General features: G+C 68.9%; 21 protein-coding genes and 1 pseudogene. 9 read left to right on the forward strand and 13 right to left on the reverse strand.

The genetic code is table 11. The annotated features are described in order from the left end of the window. Nucleotides 1-44 precede the first annotated feature (44 nt). Together C6A87_RS22575 and C6A87_RS22580 are read left to right on the forward strand one after the other, a co-directional pair. Complete coding sequence (locus tag C6A87_RS22575) at nt 45-893, forward strand: LLM class F420-dependent oxidoreductase (RefSeq protein WP_311114287.1); 849 nt, start codon at nt 45-47, stop codon at nt 891-893. A 69-nt stretch (nt 894-962) separates the two neighbouring features. Beyond that, complete coding sequence (locus tag C6A87_RS22580; RefSeq protein WP_311114288.1) at nt 963-1,475, forward strand: hypothetical protein; 513 nt, start codon at nt 963-965, stop codon at nt 1,473-1,475. On the opposite strand, the gene C6A87_RS22585 is transcribed toward C6A87_RS22580, so the two are convergent. Then, nucleotides 1,476-3,005 (reverse strand): acetyl-CoA acetyltransferase, encoded by a 1,530-nt coding sequence (locus tag C6A87_RS22585; RefSeq protein ID WP_311114289.1) that lies wholly within the window; start codon nt 3,003-3,005, stop codon nt 1,476-1,478. It abuts the gene before it with no gap. A gap of 148 nt (nt 3,006-3,153) precedes the next feature. Between C6A87_RS22585 and C6A87_RS22590 the strand changes: the two genes are divergently transcribed. Beyond that, complete coding sequence (locus C6A87_RS22590) at nt 3,154-4,293, forward strand: ATP-binding protein (RefSeq protein ID WP_311118045.1); 1,140 nt, start codon at nt 3,154-3,156, stop codon at nt 4,291-4,293. After that, nucleotides 4,290-5,381, forward strand: a complete 1,092-nt coding sequence (locus C6A87_RS22595) for a MarR family transcriptional regulator (protein WP_311114290.1) — start codon at nt 4,290-4,292, stop codon at nt 5,379-5,381. The genes C6A87_RS22590 and C6A87_RS22595 overlap by 4 nt, the downstream gene beginning before the upstream one ends. Before the next feature lie 68 nt (nt 5,382-5,449). Here C6A87_RS22595 and sucD read toward each other — a convergent pair whose 3' ends face one another. Further along, nucleotides 5,450-6,352, reverse strand: a complete 903-nt coding sequence (gene sucD, locus C6A87_RS22600) for a succinate--CoA ligase subunit alpha (RefSeq protein ID WP_311114291.1) — start codon at nt 6,350-6,352, stop codon at nt 5,450-5,452. A 12-nt stretch (nt 6,353-6,364) separates the two neighbouring features. Continuing rightward, complete coding sequence (gene sucC / locus C6A87_RS22605; protein ID WP_311114292.1) at nt 6,365-7,528, reverse strand: ADP-forming succinate--CoA ligase subunit beta; 1,164 nt, start codon at nt 7,526-7,528, stop codon at nt 6,365-6,367. Nucleotides 7,529-7,780: 252 nt separating this feature from the next. Here sucC and C6A87_RS22610 point away from each other — a divergent pair, with 252 nt between their 5' ends. Beyond that, a complete protein-coding gene (locus tag C6A87_RS22610) occupies nt 7,781-8,830 on the forward strand; it encodes a M23 family metallopeptidase (RefSeq protein ID WP_311114293.1) in 1,050 nt (349 codons plus the stop codon). Then, nucleotides 8,831-9,433, forward strand: a complete 603-nt coding sequence (locus tag C6A87_RS22615; RefSeq protein ID WP_311114294.1) for a hypothetical protein — start codon at nt 8,831-8,833, stop codon at nt 9,431-9,433. Here C6A87_RS22615 and pcrA read toward each other — a convergent pair. After that, entirely contained in the window at nt 9,430-11,760 is a 2,331-nt protein-coding gene (pcrA, locus tag C6A87_RS22620; protein WP_311114295.1) for a DNA helicase PcrA, read from the reverse strand. The two genes, C6A87_RS22615 and pcrA, sit on opposite strands and share 4 nt — an antisense overlap. A 280-nt stretch (nt 11,761-12,040) precedes the next feature. Between pcrA and C6A87_RS22625 the strand changes: the two genes are divergently transcribed. Beyond that, nucleotides 12,041-12,331 carry a chorismate mutase gene (locus C6A87_RS22625; RefSeq protein ID WP_311114296.1) on the forward strand — a complete coding sequence of 97 codons (291 nt, stop codon included), beginning with the start codon at nt 12,041-12,043 and terminating at the stop codon, nt 12,329-12,331. Between the two features lie 54 nt (nt 12,332-12,385). On the opposite strand, the gene C6A87_RS22630 is transcribed toward C6A87_RS22625, so the two are convergent. After that, nucleotides 12,386-14,392, reverse strand: a complete 2,007-nt coding sequence (locus tag C6A87_RS22630) for an acyltransferase family protein (RefSeq protein WP_311118046.1) — start codon at nt 14,390-14,392, stop codon at nt 12,386-12,388. 201 nt (nt 14,393-14,593) lie between these two features. Continuing rightward, nucleotides 14,594-16,042 carry an NAD-dependent succinate-semialdehyde dehydrogenase gene (locus C6A87_RS22635; protein WP_311114297.1) on the reverse strand — a complete coding sequence of 483 codons (1,449 nt, stop codon included), beginning with the start codon at nt 16,040-16,042 and terminating at the stop codon, nt 14,594-14,596. Nucleotides 16,043-16,092: 50 nt separating this feature from the next. Here C6A87_RS22635 and pgi point away from each other — a divergent pair, with 50 nt between their 5' ends. Then, nucleotides 16,093-17,742 carry a glucose-6-phosphate isomerase gene (gene pgi, locus C6A87_RS22640; RefSeq protein ID WP_311114298.1) on the forward strand — a complete coding sequence of 550 codons (1,650 nt, stop codon included), beginning with the start codon at nt 16,093-16,095 and terminating at the stop codon, nt 17,740-17,742. A 45-nt stretch (nt 17,743-17,787) separates the two neighbouring features. Here pgi and C6A87_RS22645 read toward each other — a convergent pair whose 3' ends face one another. The 6 genes and pseudogenes from C6A87_RS22645 to C6A87_RS22670 all read right to left on the reverse strand — a co-directional run bounded on the left by C6A87_RS22645 (nt 17,788) and on the right by C6A87_RS22670 (nt 20,764). Beyond that, on the reverse strand, nt 17,788-18,318 hold the full coding sequence (locus C6A87_RS22645; RefSeq protein ID WP_311114299.1) for a hypothetical protein: 531 nt from the start codon (nt 18,316-18,318) through the stop codon (nt 17,788-17,790). After that, on the reverse strand, nt 18,311-18,604 hold the full coding sequence (locus C6A87_RS22650) for a helix-turn-helix transcriptional regulator (RefSeq protein WP_040540913.1): 294 nt from the start codon (nt 18,602-18,604) through the stop codon (nt 18,311-18,313). Before C6A87_RS22650 ends, C6A87_RS22645 begins: the two co-directional genes overlap by 8 nt. A gap of 90 nt (nt 18,605-18,694) precedes the next feature. Then, nucleotides 18,695-19,444, reverse strand: coding sequence for an SDR family oxidoreductase (locus C6A87_RS22655; protein WP_311114300.1), 750 nt, complete (start codon nt 19,442-19,444; stop codon nt 18,695-18,697). 70 nt (nt 19,445-19,514) lie between these two features. Next, nucleotides 19,515-19,988, reverse strand: coding sequence for a zinc finger domain-containing protein (locus C6A87_RS22660; RefSeq protein ID WP_311118047.1), 474 nt, complete (start codon nt 19,986-19,988; stop codon nt 19,515-19,517). A gap of 192 nt (nt 19,989-20,180) precedes the next feature. Next, a pseudogene (locus C6A87_RS22665) lies at nt 20,181-20,378 on the reverse strand (DNA-formamidopyrimidine glycosylase family protein); the annotation flags it as partial. A gap of 5 nt (nt 20,379-20,383) precedes the next feature. Further along, the gene (locus tag C6A87_RS22670) at nt 20,384-20,764 is read right to left on the reverse strand and encodes a phage holin family protein (RefSeq protein WP_311114301.1); all 381 of its coding nucleotides are present in this window, start codon (nt 20,762-20,764) and stop codon (nt 20,384-20,386) included. Nucleotides 20,765-20,852: 88 nt separating this feature from the next. On the opposite strand from C6A87_RS22670, the gene C6A87_RS22675 reads away from it, so the two are divergent. Continuing rightward, on the forward strand, nt 20,853-21,725 hold the full coding sequence (locus C6A87_RS22675; RefSeq protein ID WP_311114302.1) for an LLM class flavin-dependent oxidoreductase: 873 nt from the start codon (nt 20,853-20,855) through the stop codon (nt 21,723-21,725). Here C6A87_RS22675 and C6A87_RS22680 read toward each other — a convergent pair whose 3' ends face one another. Next, complete coding sequence (locus C6A87_RS22680; protein WP_311114303.1) at nt 21,726-23,006, reverse strand: glycosyltransferase; 1,281 nt, start codon at nt 23,004-23,006, stop codon at nt 21,726-21,728. Nucleotides 23,007-23,146 lie beyond the last annotated feature (140 nt).

Here is a 23,146-nt window from a genome sequence, read left to right on the forward strand (position 1 = left end):
ACCCCCCTTGCGTGCGCGGATTGGAACACGTTCTAATTCGGGGTATGGACTTTGGGTTGGTGCTGTTCACCTCCGACCGCGGCATCACGCCGGCGGCAGCCGCGAAACTGGCCGACGACCACGGCTTCACCACGTTCTACGTGCCCGAGCACACCCACATCCCGATCAAGCGCCAGGCCGCCCACCCCACCACGGGCGACGAGACGCTGCCCGACGACCGCTACATGCGCACGCTGGATCCGTGGGTGTCGCTGGGCACCGCCGCCGCGGTCACCTCCCGGGTCCGGTTGTCCACCGCGGTCGCACTGCCGGTCGAACACGACTGCATCACGCTGGCGAAGTCCATCGCCACGCTCGACCACCTCTCCGGGGGCCGGGTGTCCCTCGGCGTCGGATTCGGCTGGAACACCGACGAACTGGCCGACCACAACGTCCCGCCGGGGCGGCGCCGCACGATGCTACGCGAGTACCTGGAGGCCATGCGCGCGCTGTGGACGCAGGAGGAAGCCGAGTACGACGGCGAGTTCGTGAAGTTCGGGCCGTCCTGGGCCTGGCCGAAGCCCGTGCAGGCCCACATCCCGGTGCTGGTCGGCGCCGCGGGCACCGAGAAGAACTTCAAGTGGATCGCCCGGTCGGCCGACGGCTGGATCACCACCCCGCGCGACTTCGACATCGACGCGCCGGTGAAGCTGCTCCAGGACACCTGGGCCGCGGCGGACCGGGACGGTGCGCCGCAGATCGTCGCGCTGGACTTCAAGCCGGATCCGGACAAGCTGGCCCGCTGGAAGGACCTGGGCGTCACCGAAGTCCTGTTCGGCCTGCCCGACAAGTCCGACTCCGAGGTCGCGGCCTACGTGGAACGGCTGGCCGGCAAGCTCGACGGGCTCGGCTGACCCCGCCGGATGCAGCCTCCGGGCTGGCTAGGCTGGTGAGGCACGCCCGCTGAGGCTTGGGAGCACCCGATGGTCCGCGACCGGTTCCGCCGCCTGACACTCATCGCGTCGGCCCCTGTGCTGGTGATGGCGATGCCGCAGGCGTCGGCCGAGCCGCCCGGGTTTCCCGACCTGTCCGACTACCCCGCCGTCGACACCGAGGCCTACGCGCAGGACTCTCCGTACGTCGGCGGCTTCGGCTTCACGACCCCCGACGGCCAGCAGTGCATCCACAACACGATGAATTCCCGGGGCGACCCGTCGCGGCAGACGTTGTCGTGCGACGGGCCGCGCCCCGACCTGGGGCCGGGGATCTGGCAGGTGCTGGTGGCCACCGATGCGGCCGCGTCCGCCGAACCGCTCTACCCGCAACCGGACCCGACGATCCCGACGGACCCGGCGACGATCCCGAGGCCGCTGCCCGCGATGCACAAGATCACCGGCGGCAGCATCGAGTGCGGGGTCGACGACACCGGGGTCACCGCCTGCCGCGTCGGGAACCACGGCTTCGTGCTGACCCCGACGTCCACTCAGCTGTTCTAGTCAGCGCAGTTTCGCGCGGTTGCCGTTCCCGGTCGGCGTGACGGTGATGCCGACGCCCAGCGGATCCTCGTCGGACATCAGCGCGACGAGTTCGGCATCCTCGGTGGTCGCCATGAACCGGCTGCCGTCGGCGTCCAGCCGCCCGACGATGATGCCGGTGCGCACCGGCCAGTCGTAGCGCACCGAGTAGGTCTCGACGGTGCCGGTCCCGTCGGGCTCCTTGGTGACCGGGACCTTCGGCAGCTCCGCGATCTGCGCGGTCAGCTCCGCGCTGCGCGCGGTGCTCCACGGTGCGGGTTCGGCGGAGTAGATGCCCACCGAGTACTTGCTCATGATGCCGCCGTTGGCCCCGACGAAGCCGAATTGCCCTGGGGTGTCGCGCATCCGGGCGGCAGTCTCGGCGATGGCGTGCAGGGAGTAGCTGTTGCCGGGCCCGCCGAAGTACGGCAGGCCGCCGGTCAGGGTGAGCCCGCGCGGGTCGTCGGCGGCCAGCCCGAGCGCCTCGCAGATCACGAACACCGGGAACGGGAAGCAGCTGTACAGATCGAAGGTCGCGACGTCGTCGACGCCGATTCCGGCGACTCGCAAGGCTTCCTGGGCGGCCAGCACAGACGCCGGCGACGCACCGAGGTCCGCGCGGTCCAGCAGCGCCTGCTCGATCAGGTCGGAGTGGCCGTGCAGGTACACCCATTTCTCCGCAGGTACCCCGAGCCTGCGGGCGGCCTCGACGGACATGACGACCGCCGCCGCGCCCTGGTTGACGGTGTCGCGGGCGACGAGCAACCGTGGGTAGGGATCACAGATCATCCGGTTCTCGTCGGTGACGGTCTCGATCTCGGCCACCGAGCGCTGCACCGGGGACGACGACAGCGGGTTGTGGGCAGCCACTTCCGACAGCGGCGCGAACAGCTCGGCCATCTGGTGGCGGTACTCGGCGACACCGAGGCCCAACCGGGCGCGGCGCGCGTTGTCGAGCAGGCCGTACTGCACCGGCGCACCGGTCAGCCCGTGCGTGACGGTGTATTCGTCGATGTAGTTGTGGATCTGGTGGCCGCGGTCCTCGAGCTGGCCCTCGACGTGCTCGGTGAAATCGGGCTTGTCGTCGCGGCCGGCGAAGTACTTGAGGGTCGAGCCGGCCTCGGAGCCCATGATCATGACGACGTCGGCGTTCCCGGCGACGATCGCGTTCCCGGCCTCGGTGACCAGCTTCTGCGGGCTCTGACCGCCCACGGGTTCGAGAACCACGCGGGCGGGGTCGCCGCCGAGCCGGTTCATCACCGACCGCGGATAGTTGTTCGACTTGCCGAGCACGGCGGGCATCGGCCCGGAGATCTCGAACTGGCGGAGCCCGAAGACCGTGTCGACGGCCTCGGCGACGGCGGCCGCGTCGGCGCCGGTGTCACTCAGCGCGGCCCGCGCCGCGGCGGTGGCGAGGTCGACCGCCGACATCCCGCGGTATCCGGGATCATCGATCCGCTCGGTGAACTGCCCGACCCCGACGATGACCGGGGTCCGTGGATCAACTGCCATGTGCCGTCCTCTCAGTTACTTTGCGAGGCTAATCGAGCGTGCTGTGAGCTTGGCAACGCCCATGACGTACAACGCAACAGACGTACATCTACATTGATGTACATCTGGCCTGACGTAGACTTGCCTGATGAACTGGCAGCCCCGCCCGATGTCGCTGGTCGTCGGCGGCGTCGTGCCCACCGAGGACGTCGTCGGCCGTGTCCGGGAATCCACCGAGGTCCTCGCGTCGCTGCCGCATTCGGGCGTGGTGCTGGTCGGCGACCGACGGCACGGCAAGACCTCGCTGTCGCGCCTCGTGCAGCGGCTGGCAGCCGACCAGGGCGCGGTGGTGGTGTCGGTCAGCGCCGAGCGGGAGACCTACGCCGAGTTCGTGTCTGCGCTGATCTCCGAGCTGGCCCGCCTGGACCCCGCCTGGGCCACCGAACTGGCCAAGATCCGGCTGACCCTCACCGCCGGACCCGTGCGCCTCGAACGCGACAGCCGCGCCGCCGCGACGCTGGACGACCTGCTGCACCGGGCGATCCGGCGCACCGGCGGCCGCATCCTGGCGCTGTTCATCGACGAGGTCAGCGTGCTGGCGCGCAACCTCGAGCGGGCCCAGCCCGGCGCCGGGGACACCTTCCTGCACCTGCTGCGCCGCGTCCGCCAGGAGAATCCCGGCCAGGTTGCGACGGTGCTGTCGGGGTCGATCGGATTCCACCACGTGTCCTCCGACGCGCCCAGCACCGTCAACGACATCCCGAAGATCGCCGTCGGCCCCATCCGTTCCGATCACGCCACCTACCTGGCCGAATGCCTGCTGATGGGCACCGCCACCCCCACCACCGACCAGCACGACGTCGGGGCGGCCATCGCGGCCGCCGCCGAGAACGTGCCCTATTACATCCAGCATCTGGTGGCGGCGGCCCGCAAGTCGTCCTACGACACCCAGATGCCGGTGTACCCCGAGCTGATCGAGCTGCTGGTGCTGGATGCGATCGAGAACCCCTACGACCCTTGGGATCTGCGGCACTACCGGGACCGTCTCCCGCACTACTACGGCGCGGACGCCCCGGCGATCGCCGGGGTGCTCGACGTCTATGCGCACGCCAACCGACCCCTGGACGTCGACACCGTGCTGATGCGGTTGCGCAGCGAGGGCAGCCCGATCACCGATCGCGCGCAGCTGGTGTCGTTCGTCGAACGGCTCACGCTCGACCACTATCTGACGCGCGCAGGAAGTGACCCGATCACCGACCGGTTCTCCTCTCCCCTGGTGCTGCGTGCGTGGAAAGCGATGCGCCGGTGAGTATCCCGGCACTGTTCACCCCGTCGGCGGTGTCCGCAGCCGAGCTGGACGCGCTGACGGTGGGGCGTAGCGATCTGCTGGCGACGCTGACCGCGCGCATCGCGTCGGCCGCCCGCGACGGATCCCGCCCCCACACTCTGCTGGTCGGCCCGCGCGGCTCCGGCAAGACGCACACCCTGCAGGTCGCACTCGCGCGGGCACTGTCCGATGCGGCGACCGCGACACGGGTGCTGCCCGTCGTCGTCGCCGAGGACTCGCTGGCGATCGGCTCCTACACCGACCTGCTCGTGGAAATGGCCCGCGCGGTCGACCCAGCCGTGGAGGACGAGGCCAGGACGCTGCGGCTGGCCCGGGACCCGGTCGGTATCGAGGCCGCCCTGATCGACGCGGCCGCGGGCCGCACGATCCTGCTGGCGATCGAGAACCTCGACCGGGTCTTCGACGCGCTCGGCACCGCCGGGCAGGGCAGCCTGCGCGCGTGGGTGGAGACCTCGACCGCGGTGCTGATCGTCGCGACCACTCCGGCGCTGTTCCCCGGCGTCTCGTCGCGGGAGTATCCCTGGTACGGGTCCTTCATGGTGGAGAGGCTGCCGGATCTCGGAGTCGAGGACACCTCGACCCTGCTGCGGCGGGCAGCGCAGCGACGCGGCGACACCGAGCTGGTCGCGTTCCTGGACACCCCGACGGGGCGGGACCGGGTCGCCTCGATCCACCGGATCGTCGGCGGCGCACCACGGTCGTGGCATCTGTTGTCCGAGTGCGTCGACGCCCGCAGCCTCGACGCACTCACCCCCGCGGTCGATGCGCTGCTGGACCGGCTCGCGCCGTACTTCCAGCAGCGGTTGTGGTTACTGCCCGCCGGAGAGCAGCGCCTGGTCGTGGAGCTGGCCCGCAGTACCGGTCCCCGGACGGTGTCGGATCTGGCTCGCGCCGTGGGTGTTTCGAATCAGTCCGCCTCGGCCGCGCTGGGCCGCCTGGCCACCGACCACTGGGTGACCTCGTCGAAGGCCGCCGACGACCGGCGCACATCCTGGTATGACCTGACCGAACCGCTGCTGCGCAGCTATCTGCAGTACCGCACCGGCTGACCAAACGAAACTGCGGCCAGCTCACGGACCCCGAAGGGTTCGCGCGCTGACCGCAGTCGCGTGGTGACTCAGAGGTTTTCGAGGATCTCCCGGGCCAGCGCCGCCGTCTCCGACGGCGTCTTGCCGACCTTCACGCCTGCAGCTTCCAGCGCCTCCTTCTTGGCGGCGGCGGTGCCCGAGGAGCCCGACACGATGGCGCCGGCGTGGCCCATGGTCTTGCCCTCCGGAGCGGTGAAGCCCGCGACGTAGCCGACGACCGGCTTGGAGACGTTGGCCTTGATGTAGTCGGCGGCCCGCTCCTCGGCGTCGCCGCCGATCTCGCCGATCATCACGATGATCTTGGTCTCCGGGTCCTTCTCGAACGCCTCGATGGCGTCGATGTGGGTGGTGCCGATGACCGGGTCGCCGCCGATGCCGATGGCGGTGGAGAAGCCGAGATCGCGCAGCTCGTACATCATCTGGTAGGTCAGCGTGCCGGACTTCGACACCAGGCCGATCGGACCCTTGCCGGTGATGTTGTTCGGCGTGATGCCGACCAGCGACTCACCGGGGGTGATGACGCCCGGGCAGTTGGGGCCGATGATGCGGGTCTTCTGGCCCTTCTCGACGTTGTAGGCCCACGCATAGGCGGTGTCCTGCACCGGGATTCCCTCGGTGATGACGACCAGCAGCGGGATCTCGGCGTCGATGGCCTCGATGATCGCGTCCTTGGAGAACGCCGGCGGCACGAACGCGATCGAGGTGTCGGCGCCGGTCTCCTTCATCGCCTCGGCGACCGAGGCGAACACCGGGAGCTCGACGTCGTTGCCGTCCTTGTCCTGATGCTTTACGGTCGTGCCGGCCTTGCGCGCGTTCACCCCGCCCACGACCTGGGTGCCGGCCTTGAGCATCAGCTTGGTGTGCTTGGTGCCCTCGCCGCCGGTGATGCCCTGGACGATGACCTTGCTGTCCGCGTTAAGGAAAATAGACATTTCTTGTGTCCCTTACTTGTTCGCCAGCTCGGCGGCCTTGTCGGCGCCGGAGTCCATGGTGTCGGCCTGGATGACCAGCGGATGGTTCGCCTCGGAGAGGATGCGGCGGCCCTCTTCGACGTTGTTGCCGTCGAGACGGACCACGAGCGGCTTGTTGGCCTCGTCGCCGAGGATCTGCAGGGCCGAGACGATGCCGTTGGCCACCGCGTCGCAGGCGGTGATGCCGCCGAACACGTTGACGAACACGCTCTTGACCTGAGAGTCGTTCAGGATCACGTCCAGCCCGGCGGCCATCACCTCGGCCGAGGCGCCGCCACCGATGTCGAGGAAGTTGGCCGGCTTCACGCCGCCGTGCTTCTCACCGGCGTACGCGACGACGTCCAGCGTCGACATGACCAGGCCGGCGCCGTTGCCGATGATGCCGACGGCACCGTCGAGCTTGACGTAGTTGAGGTCGTTCTCCTTGGCCTTGAGCTCCAGCGGATCCGTGGCGTCCTTGTCCTCGAACTCGGCGTGGCCGGGCTGACGGAAGTCGGCGTTCGCGTCGAGGGTGACCTTGCCGTCCAGCGCCAGGATCTGATCGTCGGGCGTGCGGACGAGCGGGTTCACCTCGACCAGCGTGGCGTCCTCCTTGACGAAGACCTCCCACAGCTTGGCGATGGTGACCGCGGCGGCGTCGAGCACCTCGGCGGGCAGGTGGCCCTTCTCGGCGATCTCGCGGGCGAAGGCCTCGTCCACACCCTTGACCGCGTCGACGGGCACCTTGGCCAGCCGCTCGGGCTTGGTGGCGGCGACCTCTTCGATCTCCATGCCGCCCTCGACCGAGCACATGGCCAGGTAGGTGCGGTTGGCGCGGTCGAGCAGGAAGGAGATGTAGTACTCCTCGGCGATGTCACTCGCCTCGGCGACCAGCAGCTTCTTGACGACGTGGCCCTTGATGTCCAGGCCGAGAATGTTCTGTGCGTGGGTGAAGGCGTCCTCGGGGGTCGCGGCGTACTTGACGCCACCGGCCTTGCCGCGGCCGCCGACCTTGACCTGCGCCTTCACCATGACCGGCTTGCCGATCTCCTCGGCGATGGCCTTGGCGTCCTCGGCGGTGTCGGTGACCCGGCCGGGAGTGGTGGGAACGTTGTGCTTGGCGAACAGCTCTTTCGCCTGATACTCGAAGAGGTCCATGGAGTCCGGAAATTCCCTGTCTGTGAGCGGCTAAAGTTACGGCCCGACGGGCTCCGACGAACTGTATCGAGCCGGGTGCTGCCCATTGCCACCGCCTACCGTTCATGTGGTCGATCTCACCGGTGCCCCCGGAGTGATTCAAATCACAAATCGCGGTGGAATAGAGCGACGGGTTGCCACTCCGATGCAAGTTTGGTTAACGTCCACTGGTCTAGATAACGGTCTGATTACGACGACGAAGGATTATTCAGGTTGCCTCAGCATCGTCTGCCTCGCTCTTCCGAGGCCTCCGCGGCGCCTGGCCTGACCGAAGTCACCGACATCATCCCGTTCAACGAATTCGGCCAGCTCGGCGATCTTGACGATCTAGAGTTCTTGTCCCACGCGGCATTTGACCGCGACACTCAGGTGATCCACGCTCCCGAGCTCGACGACCTCAACGACACCGCCGACGAGGCACCGCTCAGCTTGGCCGTGCCGACCGAGTTCCGCGCCGCACCGCGCGCCGACCGGCAACCGTCCGCCCACGCCTACCGCGACAGCCACACCGACGTCAGCGACGGCACAGCAAAGACCGACATCATCGATATGCGCGGCACCAAGGGCCTGCACCGCAAGACCGAAGTGCCGGTCAGGGGCAGGCTCGTCGTCGCGGCGATGGCGGTCGGAGCGACCGCCGCCGGCGCGTACACGATGACCAACAACACCTCGAAGGCGCCGGCCGCGACGGTGCTCGCCGCCGACCAGGCGGTGCTCGGCGACGGCGCGATCACCGGTTCGGTGGACGGCATGCAGATCGTCACGGTCACGCCGGTCGCGAACGCCGCGGTGCACGCCGAGGAGATCACCAAGGCCGCGGCTTTCGCCCAGGAGCGCGCCGAGCGCGAGGCCAGGCTCACCAAGCCTCAGTTCGTGATGCCCACTACCGGCGTCTGGACCTCGGGCTTCGGCTATCGCTGGGGCGTGCTGCACGCCGGCATCGACATCGCCAACGCGATCGGCACCCCGATCCTGGCGGCGGCCGACGGCCTGGTCGTCGCGGCGGGGTCCGAGGGCGGCTACGGCAATGTGGTCAAGATTCGCCACGCCGACGGCACCGTGACGCTGTACGGCCACAACAGCTCGATCATGGTCAACGTCGGCGAGCGCGTGATGGCCGGCGACCAGATCGCCAAGATGGGCAACACCGGAAACTCCACGGGGCCGCACTGCCACTTCGAGGTGCACATCGGCGGCACCCGCGTCGACCCCGTCGGATGGTTGGCCAAGCGGGGGCTCAGCCCCGGCGGCTACGTTGGCTGAGTGGCCGACGAGTCCTCTGATTCCACCGAAGAGACCCGGATCCTGCGGCGCGCGCCGCTGAGCACCGGCTCCCAGCCCGTCCTGTCCGGCCCTGAGACGTCCTCTGAGCCGCCCACAGGCCTTCTCCGCCGTCATCCCACCGGAGAGCTCCCTGTCGCGTCCGTCTCCGCCCCGGTTACCCAGTACGTCCCGCGCGCCAAACCCGTCGCCGTCGGCACGCCCCGCGTACCCCGTGCGGATTCCCGCGCCGCGCAGGCCACCGCGGTGGCCGCGATCGTGTCCGGCTGGGCCTCCGGCGTCATCGCCACCGACCTGATCGCCGGCTGGTGGGCCACGGACCCGCTGTTCTGTGTGGCGATCGGTTTCCTCGCGGCCGTGTCGGCCGCCGGGTCCATCAGCGGGGTGATCGCGCTGCTGCTGCGGCGCCCCAACGCGCGCCTGTTGATCGTGGTCGGGGCGGTGATCGCGATCCTGATCTTCGCCAGCCTGTTCGTCGCCGGGGCGAAGCTGCCCGCGCTGGTCTACGCGATGCCGCTGCTGCCGCTGGCGTCGATCGTGCTGGCGGCGCTGCCTGCCACCGCGCGGTGGAGCAGGCCCGGCTAGAGCTTGCTGATCGGCGCGTGGTTGTGCATCAGCTTCACGCGCCCGGCACTGCCGAAGTCGATCAGCGACATCGCCGACTCGCCGACCCCGGACACCTCTTCCACCCGGCCCAGCCCGTACTTGTCGTGGGTGACGCGGTCGCCGGGCTCCAGGACCACCAGCGGGCGCTTGCCCGCGCCGGACCGGGTGGGCGACGGGCGCGGGGCGCCGTACCGCCCGGCGTTGCCGACCGGCGCCGACAGCGACGACGGCTGCTCGGTGCGGCGCCAGTCGATCAGCTCCTGCGGGATCTCCCGCAGGAACCGGGACTCCGGGTTCAGCATCGGCTGACCCCACGACGACCGCACCTTGGCCCGGCTCAGATACAGCCGCTGCCGGGCCCGGGTGATACCGACGTAGGCCAGCCTGCGTTCCTCGGAGAGTTCTCCGGGGTCACCGAGCGCGCGCATGTGCGGGAACATGCCGTCTTCCCAGCCGGTGACGAAGACGACCGGGAACTCGAGGCCCTTGGCGGTGTGCAGCGTCATCATCGTGACGACGCCGGAGCCGTGTTCGGGGATGTCGTCGGCGTCGGCGACCAGCGATACCCGCTCCAGGAACGCGGCCAGCACGCCGGTGTCGGGCACGTCCTCGTCGGGTGCTTCGGCCCCGTCCTCGTCGGCGAGTGCCCTGGCGTTGGCCAGGTCGATGCTGAACTCGTGGGCGACGCTGACCAGCTCGTTGAGGTTGTCCAGCCGGGCCAGGTCCTGCGGATCGGTGGAGGCCTCCAGCTCGGCGCGGTAACCGGTGCGGTCCAGCACGGTCTCGACCAGATCGCCGAGTTCGCCGTCGAGTCCGCCGCGCAGGTCGTCGAGCAGGTCGACGAACCCCTTGATCGCCTTTTCCGACCGGCTGTTGAGCATCGGCACCTTGCCCTCGGCGGCGGCGGCGAGCGCGTCGTTGAAGTTGGCGCCGGTGGTCTCGGCGTACACCGCCACACAGGCCTCGGCCCGGTCGCCGATGCCGCGGCGCGGGGTGTTGAGGATGCGCCGCATGCTCACCGCGTCGCCGGGGTTGTCGAGCACCCGCAGGTAGGCGACGATGTCGCGGATCTCGCGGCGCTCGTAGAACCGCACGCCGCCGACGACCTTGTACGGGATGCCTGCCCGGATGAAGACCTCTTCGATGGCGCGGGAGGAGTTGTTGGTGCGGTAGAACACCGCGACGTCGTTGTAGGAGAACCCGGGCACGGAGTCGGCCAGCGCGTCGATCTCCTGGGCGACGAAGCGGGCCTCGTCGTGCTCGTTGTCGGCGACGTAACCGACGATCAGCTCACCCTCGCCGGCGTCGGTCCACAGCCGCTTCTCCCGCCTGCCGACATTGCGGGAGATCACCGAGTTCGCGGCGTTCAGGATCGTCTGGGTGGAGCGGTAGTTCTGTTCCAGCAGGATCGTGGTGGCGTTCGGGTAGTCCCGCTCGAAGTCCTCGATGTTGCGGATGGTGGCGCCGCGGAACGCGTAGATGGACTGGTCGGCGTCACCCACGACGCACAGCTCCGCGGGCGGTACCCCGGCAGCATCGTCGTCCGAGGCGGCCGTTCCGACCAGCTCACGCACCAGCACGTACTGCGCGTGGTTGGTGTCCTGGTACTCGTCGACGAGGATGTGCCGGAACCGCCGCCGGTAGTACTGCGCGATCTGCGGGAACGCCTGCAGCACGGCGACCGTCTCGCCGATCAGGTCGTCGAAGTCCAGCGCGTTGGCCGCGCGCAGCCTGCGCTGGTACTCGGCGTAGACGTCGGCGACGATCCGGGCGAGGTCGTCGGCGGCCTCGGAGGCCTCCGCGGCGGCCTGCTGGGGTCCGATCAGCTCGTTCTTGAGGTTGGAGATGCTGTTGGAGAGCAGCCGCGGCGAGTACTTCTTGGTGTCGAGCCCCATGTCCTTGCCGATCATCAGCAGCAGGCGGCGGGAGTCGTCGGCGTCGTAGATGGAGAAGTTGGAGTTCAGGCCGGGCAGTAGCGAGGCCTGGTTACGCAGGATCCGCACGCAGGTCGAGTGAAACGTCGACACCCACATGTTGCGGGCACGCGGCCCGACCAGCGCGGCCACGCGCTCACGCATCTCCGCGGCGGCCTTGTTGGTGAACGTGATGGCCAGGATCTGTCCGACGCCGACCTCGCGGGCGGCCAGCAGGTAGGCGATGCGGCGGGTCAGCACCGCCGTCTTGCCCGAGCCGGCACCGGCGACGATCAACAGAGGGGTGCCCTCGTGCAGCACCGCCTGGCGCTGCTGGGGATTGAGCCCGTCGAGGAGTTCGTCGGTGCTGGTTTCGGAGAAGAGCGAAGTCATATCGACCCCAAACTTACCGCTGCGCGCCGACATTTTTTCCGCACCACGGGCGATGTGCGCAGTGCGAACACCTCCACGGACCGAACGCACGCACAGTTCTTTGCGCCGCCACCGCCGGTGGTGGCAGACTGTTCCAGTGCTCAACGCGCAGCAGCGATTTTTCTACGGGTACCCGCCAGCGGTGCCCGTGGTCTAGCTGCTTCCCAGAGCCCCGCGGTCCGCTTCCGGATCCGGGGCTCGTCTCTTGTGTGAGGCCCTCGAAGCGGATCGGACCAGGCCAGTGACACAACGAGAATCGGAGAACGACATGACGACGGAAACCTCCCACGTGCCTGACATCGACGAACTGCGCCAGGAGATCGACCGCCTCGACGCGACGATCCTGGAGGCTGTCCAGCGCCGCACCGAGGTGTCGCAGATGATCGGCAAGGCGCGCATGGCCTCCGGTGGCACCCGTCTGGTGCACAGCCGGGAGATGAAGGTCATCGAGCGCTACAGCGTGCTCGGCGAAGAGGGCAAGAACCTCGCCATGCTGCTGCTGCGCCTCGGCCGCGGCCGCCTCGGCTACTGACCCCGGCGAATTCGGCGCGCCTGAGCACCCCTGCTGTCGCATTGCGCGCCGGATTCACTCGGGCTTGAGCGCCTCCACCAGCCACGGCGTCAGCCACTCCACGGCCTCGGGCGTCGGATGCACGCCGTCGCTGCGCACCCGGATACCGTCCACCCGAGTCTGGTAGTAGCCGTTCGGGCTCAGCTTCTTGTTCAGGTCGAGCACGGTGGCGTTCGGTCGCTCGTCGACGACGCTGCGCAACAGCGCATTCCACTGCTGCACCCGCTTGGGCTGGTCCTCCTGGTACAGGCTGCCGTCCGGCTTCTCGGCGCGCCGGTTGTACGGCTCGGTCGTGACGACAACGCGGGCGCCCGTCGAGCCCAGGATGTCCAGCGCGCGGTTGAGCTCGGAGCGCAGATACGCGTCGTAGCCGGGCTCTCCGATATGGGTCCACCGGCCCTCGTTCATCCGGTCGACCACCTCCCAGCGGCCGACGATCAGCAGCGCCACGTCGGGTTTCTCGTGCCCGATGCGCTGGGTCCAGCGGGCAGGCCATGCGTCGCACTCGGGCTTCTGCTGCAGCTCCTGGCCGACGTACTCGTAGGGCCCGCCGCGCGCGATGCCGCAGCCGATCGTGGTGTAGTCCGCGAAGTGCAGGCCCGGGGTGTCCGGCAGGTACCGCATCAGCGTCCAGCCGATCGAGTCGCCGAACACCGCCACCCGCAGGTCCCCGGGAGCGGTCTGCCTGGGCGGCCGGGTCACCTCGACCGGCACCTCGGCGCCGACCAGCGCGGCGATGTCCACCTCCGGGCCCGGCGGCGGTGACACCGGCGAGATCCGCACCGGCAGCACCGTCATCGTCACCACCGCGGCGGTCGCGGCGGTCGCCGCTGCCAGCGGCAGCATCGGCACGAACGCCGGCCGCCACTCCCGGATCGGCTGTTCGATCAGCCACCACGACACCGCCGCGACCGCCAGCGTGGCGGCGCAGCGCAGCGCGAAGAGTTCCCAGCCGGTGGTCCCGGTGCGTTCGCCGTTGAGCACCAGGAAGATCGGCCAGTGCCAGAGGTACACCCCGTAGGAGATCGCGCCGAGGCCGACGAGCGGTCCGGCCGACAGCAGCCGCGCGACGGGACCGTCCTGCGCGAGCGCCACCGGTGCGATGACGAGCACCGCCGCCAGCGCGACCACGGTCAGCAGGCCGCTGCGGAACTCCTCGGCACTGCCGGTCGCCATCCGGGCCGCGCTGACGAGCACCACGAGCCCGACGGCCGGCAGCCACCACGCGGTCCAGCGCGCCCACCGCGACCGGAAGATCACCAGACCGGCGGTCAGCCCGCGCCAGTCCCGGACCAGCAGCGCGGCGGCGGCCGCACCGACGAGCAGTGCCTGCACCCGGGTGTCGGTGCCGAAGTAGACGCGGTTCAGCGTTGCGTCGGAGGACGCGACGATCGCGGCCGTCGCCGACGCGGCGACGCCGGCGGCGGCCAGCACGAACACCGCGGTGCGCACGACGCGCTGCGACAGCGCCACCCCGCGGCGGTACGCGATCGCGCCCAGCCCCGCGATGACGCCCGCGATCAGCAGCGGCCAGAGGACGTAGTACTGCTCCTCGACGGCCAGCGACCAGGTGTGCTGCAGCGGTGACGGCGGCGCGCCCTGCGAGAAGTAGTCGGTGTCCTGCGCGACGAACACCCAGTTCGACATCCAGAAGAATGCGGCGACGGCGTCGTCGCGCAGGTTCGCGGTGGATTCCTCGGAGAACAGCTCGCGCAACGCCACCACGGCCAGCACCATCACCAGCAGCGCGGGCAGCAGTCTGCGGGCCCGCCGGATCCAGAAGCCCTTGAGCCCGACCCGGCCCGTGCGGCCGACTTCGTCGAGCAGCAGCGAGGTGATCAGGAAGCCGCTGAGGACGAAGAACACGTCGACGCCGAGGAAGCCGCCCGACAGCCCGGGGACGCCGCCGTGGTCGGCGAGCACCAACGCGACGGCGATCGCCCTGATGCCGTCCAGCGCCGGGATCGCTTGGCCCGGACCGACATACCGCCGTGGGCCCACACGGATCGGCGCCGCACTCACGGCTGCGCCGGATTTGACGGCTCCGCCGTGGGTCAAGTCGCGGCCCCTTCCTCCCTGCTCCGAGCAAGGAAGTCTATGGGTGCGGCGAAGCCGAACCCGGCAGGCGCGCGGACGGGGTGCCGCCCCGCTCGCGAGCAGACGCAAACTCTGGCGTGTCGCGGCAACTCGCCGGAGTTTGCGTCTGCTCGGCGGGGAAGGTGACTATTTCGTGAGAGCGATGTACTTCGTGTCGAGGTATTCCTCGATGCCCTCGGTGCCGCCCTCGCGGCCGAAGCCGGACTCCTTGATCCCGCCGAACGGGGCCGCGGCATCGGAGATCACGCCGCGGTTGACGCCGACCATGCCGGACTCGATGCCCTCGGCGACGCGCAGCGCGCGGTCCAGCGACTGCGTGTAGACGTAGGCGGCCAGGCCGTACTCGGTGTCGTTGGCCGCGGCGATGCCCTCCTCCTCGGTGTCGAAACCGGCGATCGGCGCCACGGGCCCGAACACCTCTTCCTTGAGGATGCGCGCGTCGGTGGGGACGTCGGTCAGCACGGTGGCCGGGTAGAAGTTGCCGGGCCCGCCGGGCGCGACACCGCCGACGGCCACGGTCGCCCCGCGGGACACCGCGTCGGACACCAGCTCGGTGACCGTGGCGACCTGCTTGGCGTTGATCAGCGGACCGAGCGTCGACTTCTCGTCGAGTCCCTTGCCGAGGGTGAATTCGCTCATCCGCTTGACGAACTTGTCGGTGAACTCCTCGCGCACGGCGTTGGCGACGTGGAAGCGGTTGGCCGCGGTGCAGGCCTCACCGCCGTTGCGCATCTTGGCCAGGATCGCCCCATCGACGGCGGCGTCGACGTCGGCATCGTCGAACACGATGAACGGCGCGTTGCCGCCGAGCTCCATCGACGTGCGCAGCAGCTTGTCGGCCGACTGCTTCACCAGCGCCTTGCCCACCCCGGTCGATCCGGTGAAGGTCAGCTTGCGCAGCCGGCCGTCGTTGATCAGCGCCTCGGTGACCGGGCCCGGGTTACTCGTCGGCAGCACCGACAGCACGCCCTTGGGCAGGCCCGCCTCGGCCATCAGCTTGGCCAGCAGCAGCATGGTCAGCGGCGTCTCCTGCGCGGGCTTGACGATCATCGTGCAGCCCGCGGCGAACGCCGGGCCCATCTTGCGGGTGCCCATCGCCAGCGGGAAGTTCCACGGGGTGATCGCGTAGCAGGGGCCGACGGGCTGCTTGGTGACCAGGATGCGACCGGTGCCCGCCGGGCTCGGCGTGAACCGGCCGTCGATGCGCACGGCCTCCTCGGCGAACCAGCGGAAGAACTCCGCGCCGTAGGTCACCTCGCCCTTGCTCTCGGCGACGACCTTGCCCATCTCCAGCGTCATCAACGCGGCGATGTCGTCGGCGCGCGCGGTGATCGTCTCGAACACCGACCGCAGGATCTCGCCGCGCTTGCGGGGTGGGGTCGCGGCCCACTCCGCCTGCACCGCACACGCGGCGTCCAGCGCGTCGCGGGCGTCGTCGGCGGTGGCGTCGGCCACCGAGGTCAGCACCTCGTCGTCGCTGGGGTCCAGCACGTTGAACGTCGACTTGCCCGCGCGTTCCTCACCGCCGATCCACAGCCCGGTCGGTACGGATGCCAGTAGTGCCGAAGTATCCATACCTCCATCATTTACCCCTTCGTCCGCGGCTCCGCACTAGGGTTCTGCACATGGGTTCTGACATCACGGGCACACCCGCATGGCAGGCGCTGTCCCGCCACCACGACGAAATCGCCGACCGGGATCTGCGCGGACTCTTCGCCGACGATCCCGCCCGCGGCACCGAGCTGGCGCTGACCGTCGGCGATCTGTACATCGACTACAGCAAGCACCGCGTAACCCGCGAGACGCTGCGCCTGCTGGTTGATCTGGCCGAGGCCGCCGGGTTACCGGCCCGGCGGGACGAAATGTTCTCCGGTGCACACATCAACAGCTCCGAGGACCGGGCGGTGCTGCACACCGCGCTGCGGCTGCCGCGGGACGCGTCGTTGACCGTCGACGGGCAGGACGTGGTCGCCGACGTGCACGAGGTGCTGGACCGGATGGGTGACTTCACCGACCGACTGCGCAGCGGCCAGTGGCGCGGTGCCACCGGTGAGCGGATCACCACGGTGGTCAACATCGGGATCGGCGGCTCCGACCTCGGACCGGTGATGGTCGATCAGGCGTTGCGCCATTACGCCGACGCCGGCATCTCCGCACGGTTCGTGTCGAACGTCGACCCGGCCGACCTGGTCGCCAAGCTCGACGGACTCGATCCCGCCGCAACGCTTTTCATCATCGCGTCGAAGACGTTCACGACGTTGGAGACATTGACCAACGCCACGGCGGCGCGGCGCTGGCTCACCGAGGCGCTCGGAGATGACGCGGTGTCCAAGCACTTCGTCGCGGTGTCCACCAATGCCGAACTCGTCGCCGAGTTCGGTATCGACACCGACAACATGTTCGGTTTCTGGGACTGGGTCGGCGGCCGGTATTCGGTGGACTCGGCGATCGGGTTGTCGGTGATGGCGGTGATCGGCCGGGAGCGCTTCGCCGAGTTCCTCGGCGGTTTCCACCTGGTGGACGAACACTTCCGCACCGCGCCGCTGGAGGCCAACGCGCCGGTGCTGCTGGGGCTGATCGGGCTCTGGTACAACAACTTCTTCGGCGCGGAAACCCGTGCGGTGCTGCCCTATTCGAACGACCTGGCGCGGTTCGCGGCCTACCTGCAGCAGCTGACGATGGAGTCCAACGGCAAGTCGGTGCAGGCCGACGGCGAGCCGGTGAGCAGCGCCACCGGTGAGATCTTCTGGGGCGAACCCGGCACCAACGGCCAGCACGCGTTCTATCAGTTGCTGCACCAGGGCACCCGCCTGGTCCCGGCCGACTTCATCGGGTTCAGCGAGCCGACCGATGATCTTCCGACCGCCGACGGCACCGGCAGCATGCACGACCTGCTGATGAGCAACTACTTCGCACAGACCCAGGTGCTCGCGTTCGGCAAGACGGCCGAGGAGATCTCCGCCGAGGGCACCGCACCGGATGTGGTGCCGCACAAGGTGATGCCGGGCAACCGGCCGAGCACGTCAATCCTGGCGGCGAAGCTGACGCCGTCGGTGGTCGGGCAGCTGATCGCGCTCTACGAGCATCAGGTCTTCGTCGAGGGCGTGATCTGGGGTATCGACTCGTTCGACCAGTGGGGTGTCGAGCTGGGCAAGACCCAGGCCAAGGCGCTGCTGCCGGTGCTCACCGACGCCACATCGCCTGCGACGCAGTCGGATTCGTCTACCGACGCGCTGGTGCGCCGCTACCGGGCGGAGCGTGGCCGCTCCGCGTGAATTCGGCGCGCTACCCGCCACCAGGGGTGCTCGAGCGCGCCCGATTCACTCGGGCATCGGGTCCGGTCGCGTCCAGCCCAGGATCATTGCCGGCGCGCAGCCGCCGATCAGCAGCACGGTGATCGCCATCAGGCCGCCGGCATAGGCCATGTCGGTGTCGGCGCCGTCGGCGAAAACGGATCCGAAGATCAGGTAGCCGATCGGGATGAGCATCAGGTACTGGGTCAGGGTCAGCCCGATCGACCGGGCGCTGTTGCGCTGGGCCAGTTCGAATTCGTCGAGGGTGGCCAGCGGCGCATCGCCCTGACGGCCCGAGACGATCTGCAGGATCAGCCACAGCGGAAAGAAGATCGCCGTGGCCGGCAGCCAGACCAGCGCCGCCTCGCGGAACCCGAACGCGCACAACACGCTGACGACCGCCATCACGGCGAATGTCGCGGCGAGACCGACGACGAGCATGCGGCGCCGGCGTTGGGTGCGCCAGGATGGCAGCGAGTTCGCATACGTGCGTTCGTATTTCAGGAAGCGCCGGGTGCGGAAGTTCTGGTATCGGTCGATCAGCGTGGCGTCAGGCATGCGCGTTTCCTCCTTGCGGTCGTCCGTCCTTGCGGTAGAGCTCGGTCGACAGCGGCCCGAAGGGCTCTCGGGAGAACACCGCCTCCACGGGCAGATCGAAGACCTCACAGATGCGGAAGGCCAGATCGAGGCTCGGGTAATGGTCGCCCCGCTCGAGTGCGCCCACAGTCTGGGGGTTCACGTCGATCAGTTCGGCGAGCTGCGCCCGCGACATCCGTCGCTCCGCGCGCAGCACACCGATGCGGTTGTGGATGGGGAAGGTTTCCCCCCGCCGTACCGGACTCACCTAACCGATTGTTAGGAAAACCCAACGGAACGTCAAGTTTTGATTTCGCTACTGGCGCGCAACCGCCGCGTGTAAACCGAAAACCCCCAGCTAGGCGAAGTACTTGGCGAAGCGCGGCGGCATGATCTTCATGACCTCCACCAGCGGCCACCACGGCCAGCCGGGGACGACGGCGCGGCCCTTCTCCTTCTCGATGGCCGCGACCATGGCCTTCACGCCGGTCTCGTTGTCGACCATCAGCAGGGTCTTGTTGGCCTTGGCGGTCATCTCGGACTCGATGTAGCCGGGCTCCAGCACGGTGATCTTGATCGGCCCGGACGGGTACTCGGCGCGCAGCGACTCTCCCAGCGAGGTGACCCCGGCCTTGCTGGCGGAGTAGGCGGCCTTGAATCCCGGCACCCCGACGTTGCCGAGCACTGAGGACACCAGGACCAGATGCCCCTTGCCTGCGGCCTTGAAGATCTCCAGCGCGCTCTCGATCTGGACCAGCGCGGCAACGAGATTGGTCTCGATCGTGGCCTTGTTCGCCCACAGCTTGCCGCCGCCGAGCGGATAGCCCTTGCCGATGCCCGCGTTGACGATGACGCAGTCGAGACCGCCGAGTTCCTCGCGCAGTTCATTGAAGACCTTCGGCACCTGCTCGTGGTCGTTGACGTCGAGCGCGGCCACCGCGATCGTGATGTTCGGGTAGTCCGCCAGCAGCTCGGCCTTGAGCTCGTCGAGGTTGTCGACGCGCCGTGCGCACAGGGCCAGGTCGCGCCCCTTGGCGGCGAACTGCCGGGCCATGCCCGCACCGAGGCCCGAGCTGGCGCCGGTGATCAGGATCTTCTGCCGAGTCATGCGGGCAGGATAACCGGGTTAGACAAGTCAGGAGTAATCGCCCGCAACCCTCCGCCGGGATCGGGGCCGGTCATTTGAGTAGGCGCGACATGCGGCGATCGGCGAGCACCTTGCCGCCGGTCTGGCAGGTCGGGCAGTACTGGAACGACTTGTCGGCGAACGAGACCTCGCGGACGGTGTCCCCGCAGACCGGGCAGGGCAGCCCGGTGCGGGCGTGCACGCGCAGCCCGGAACGTTTCTCACCCTTCAACGTCGCCGCCTGCTGCCCGACCGACCTCGTCACCGCGTCGGTCAGCACCGAGATCATCGCGTCGTGCAGCGCCACCGACTGCGCGTCGGTCAGCTTGTTGGCCGTCGCGAACGGCGACAGCTTGGCGACGTGCAGGATCTCGTCGCTGTAGGCGTTGCCGATACCGGCGATCACCTTCTGATCGGTGATGACGGTCTTGATCCGTCCCGACTGCCCACTGAGCACCTCGGTGAGCGCCGGCCCGCTCAGCGACAGCGCGTCGGGCCCCAGCGAGGCGATCTGCGGTACCGACATCGGGTCGTCGACGAGCCAGACCGCGAGCCGCTTCTGGGTGCCGGCCTCGGTCAGGTCGAAGCCCGGGGACTCCCCCGGCGGTCCCAGGTGGACGCGCAGCGCGATCGGCCCCTTGCCGGGTTTCAGCGGCGCGGGGGCCAGCTTGTCCGACCAGCGCAGCCAGCCGGCGCGGGACAGATGTGTGATCAGGTGCAACTCCGCGGTCTGTAGTCCGAGGTACTTGCCCCATCGATTGGCGCCGATCACCTCCTGGCCGTGCAGCACCGACACCGGCGGATCGAAGGTCTTGAGCACCGACAGCGCCGAGACGTCGACCCGGCCGACGGGCAGGCCGGTGGCATGCCGGCGCAGGTGATCGGCGAGTGCTTCGACCTCGGGCAGCTCGGGCATGGCCTTCAGTCTGCCTTGACGAGCACCGACAGTCCCCAGCCAACGATCGACAACACGATCGCCGCCCAGATCGCGGTCCACCAGAAATGGTCGATGGCCAGACCCCAGTGGGTGGTGTGCTCGGTGATCCACGAGGTGATCCACAGCATGAGTGCGTTGATCACGATGTGGAACAGCCCCAGCGTGAGGACGTAGAGCGGGATCGAGATGATCTGCACGATCGGCTTGATGATCGCGTTGACCAACCCGAAGATGATCGCCACCACGAAGATGATGCCGATCCGCGCGGCCGTGCTGTCACCGCCGACGAACTCGATGCCCGGGACGAGCAGTGTCACCAGCCACAGCGCCAGCCCGGTCAGCGCCGCCCGCAGCAGAAAACCCATCCGCTCATGATCACGCCGCGTCGGACAATCCGCCACCCCGGACTAGAACACGTTCTAATATTCGGGGCACCGACCAGCAGGAGGCGATGTGCGTTTCACCTATGCCGAAGCGATGACCGATCCGACGTTCTACATCCCGTTGGCACGGGCCGCCGAAGCCGCCGGCTATCACGCGATGACGATCCCCGACAGCGTGGCCTATCCGTTCGAATCGGACTCGAAGTATCCCTACACCCCGGACGGCAATCGGGAGTTCCTGGACGGCAAGGCGTTCATCGAGTCGTTCGTGCTGACCGCGGCGCTGTGCGCGGTGACGACGACCCTGCATTTCAACCACTTCGTGCTGAAGCTGCCGATCCGGCCGCCGGCGCTGGTGGCCAAGCAAGCGGGCTCGCTGGCGGCGCTGTTCGGCAATCGGCTCGGGCTCGGCGTCGGCACCAGCCCGTGGCCCGAGGACTACGAGCTGATGAACGTGCCGTTCGCCCGGCGCGGCAAGCGGATGGACGAGTGCATCGACATCATCCGGGGCCTGACCTCCGGCGAGTACTTCGAGTACCACGGCGAGTTCTACGACATCCCGAAGACGAAGATGACGCCGGCGCCGTCGCAGCCGGTCCCGATCCTCATCGGCGGGCACGCCGACGCGGCGCTACGCCGCGCTGCGCGCAACGACGGCTGGATGCACGGCGGGGGTGATGCCGAGGAACTCGACACGCTGATCAAGAAGCTGGGGCAGTTCCGCGAGGAGGCCGGCACGGCCGCGAACCCGGATTACCAGATCCACGTGATCTCGATAGACGCCTACACCCCCGACGGCATCAAGCGGCTGGAGGACAAGGGCGTCACCGACGTGATCGTCGGTTTCCGCATCCCCTACGTCATGGGCCAGGACACCGAGCCGCTGGACGCGAAGATCCGCAACCTGGAGATGTTCGCCGAGAACGTCATCGCGAAGCTCTGATCACGCGTCGCAGAGGCGTTTGAGGGTGTTGGCGATCGCGTCCACCGGCGTGGACGCCGCGATCGCTGCGCGCAGCTCCTCGGCGGCGGCTCGGTACCGGCCGTCGCGCCGCACGAGGTCGACGGCGGCGCCGACGGCTTCCGCGGTGGGCCAGGCGGTCTTGAGGTCGACGCCGACGCCGCGGTAGTCCACGCGCGCGGCCACCTCGGCCTTGTCCGAGGTCTCCCCGGCGACGATCAGCGGGACGCCGTGGCCGAGCGCGTACTGCACGCCGCCGTAGCCGCCGTTGGTGATCATCACGTCGACGTGCGGCAACAGCGCAGAGTACGGGATCCAGTCGGCGATGCGGGCGTTGTCGGGCACCCGGCCGCGCATGCGTTGTCCGCGCCGGCCGCCGGTGGTGGCGACCACCAGCAGGTCCCGGCGACCACCGAGGGCTTCCAGGGTGGGGGCGATCAGTTGGTCCAAATCGGCGTTGTCGAAGGTGCCCTGGGTGACGTGCACGACGGCGTCGGCGCGCTCCAGGTCGCCCCACCACGGCGGTCGGTCGAACTCCGCGGGCCCGGCCGGCAGCAGCGGGCCGACGAAGCCGACCGTCGACGGAAGGTCGCTGCGGGGGTATTCGAACTCCGGCACCGTCAGTTGCAGCAGGGCGTCCGCCAGCCGCGGCCAGTCGCTGATGAAGAACGGCGACTCCGGCGAACCCGCTTGGCGCAGTGCGCGATCGAATCGTCGTTGACTGGAGCGCATGATCACCCGGTGCGCGACGGTGGTCATCTGGCGGTAGTCGAGGCCGGGTTCGGGTTTCCAGGCCATGCCGAAGGGCGGGGTGTCCCTGCTCGAGATCGTCAGCGGCGCGACGCCGCAGACCACTACCGGCGGCCGTGGCTCGTCCTTCAGCAGCACGGGCACCGCGCCGGTGAAGGTCATGTCGGCGACGACCGCGTCCACCGCCTCGTCGCGCAGCACCCGGCGTAGCGTTTCAGCTTCCGCGGCAAGGGGTTCGGTGAAGACCGTGGCCAATTCCGCCCGGCCCAGCCAGAACCGGCGTGCGGAGGCGGGCAACGCCCGCAGCAGCGCCGGCGTCCCTGCGGGCGCGTCGATGCGCACGCGGTCGGGCAGCTGGATCATCCGCAGTCCGGCGTCGCGCACCGTGCCGGTGAACTCCACTCCGGTCAGCACGGAGACGTCGTGCCCGAGGCCCTGGAGGCCGACGCCGACGTTGACGATGGGCATCACGTGTCCCTGCAGCGGGCTGACGGCGAGCAGATAATGGGCCACACCGGATCCTTCGCCGTCGGGAGCGTCAGCCGCTGGGACTGCTGACACCGACACTACTGGCCCGCTCCGACCCTCGGCCGTAACCCGGACCCGGCCACCGCGCCGGCGACGATTCGAATACCCGTGGCGCACCGACGAAC

The sequence above is a fragment of the Mycobacterium sp. ITM-2016-00317 genome, from assembly GCF_002968295.1.
Lineage (GTDB): Bacteria > Actinomycetota > Actinomycetes > Mycobacteriales > Mycobacteriaceae > Mycobacterium.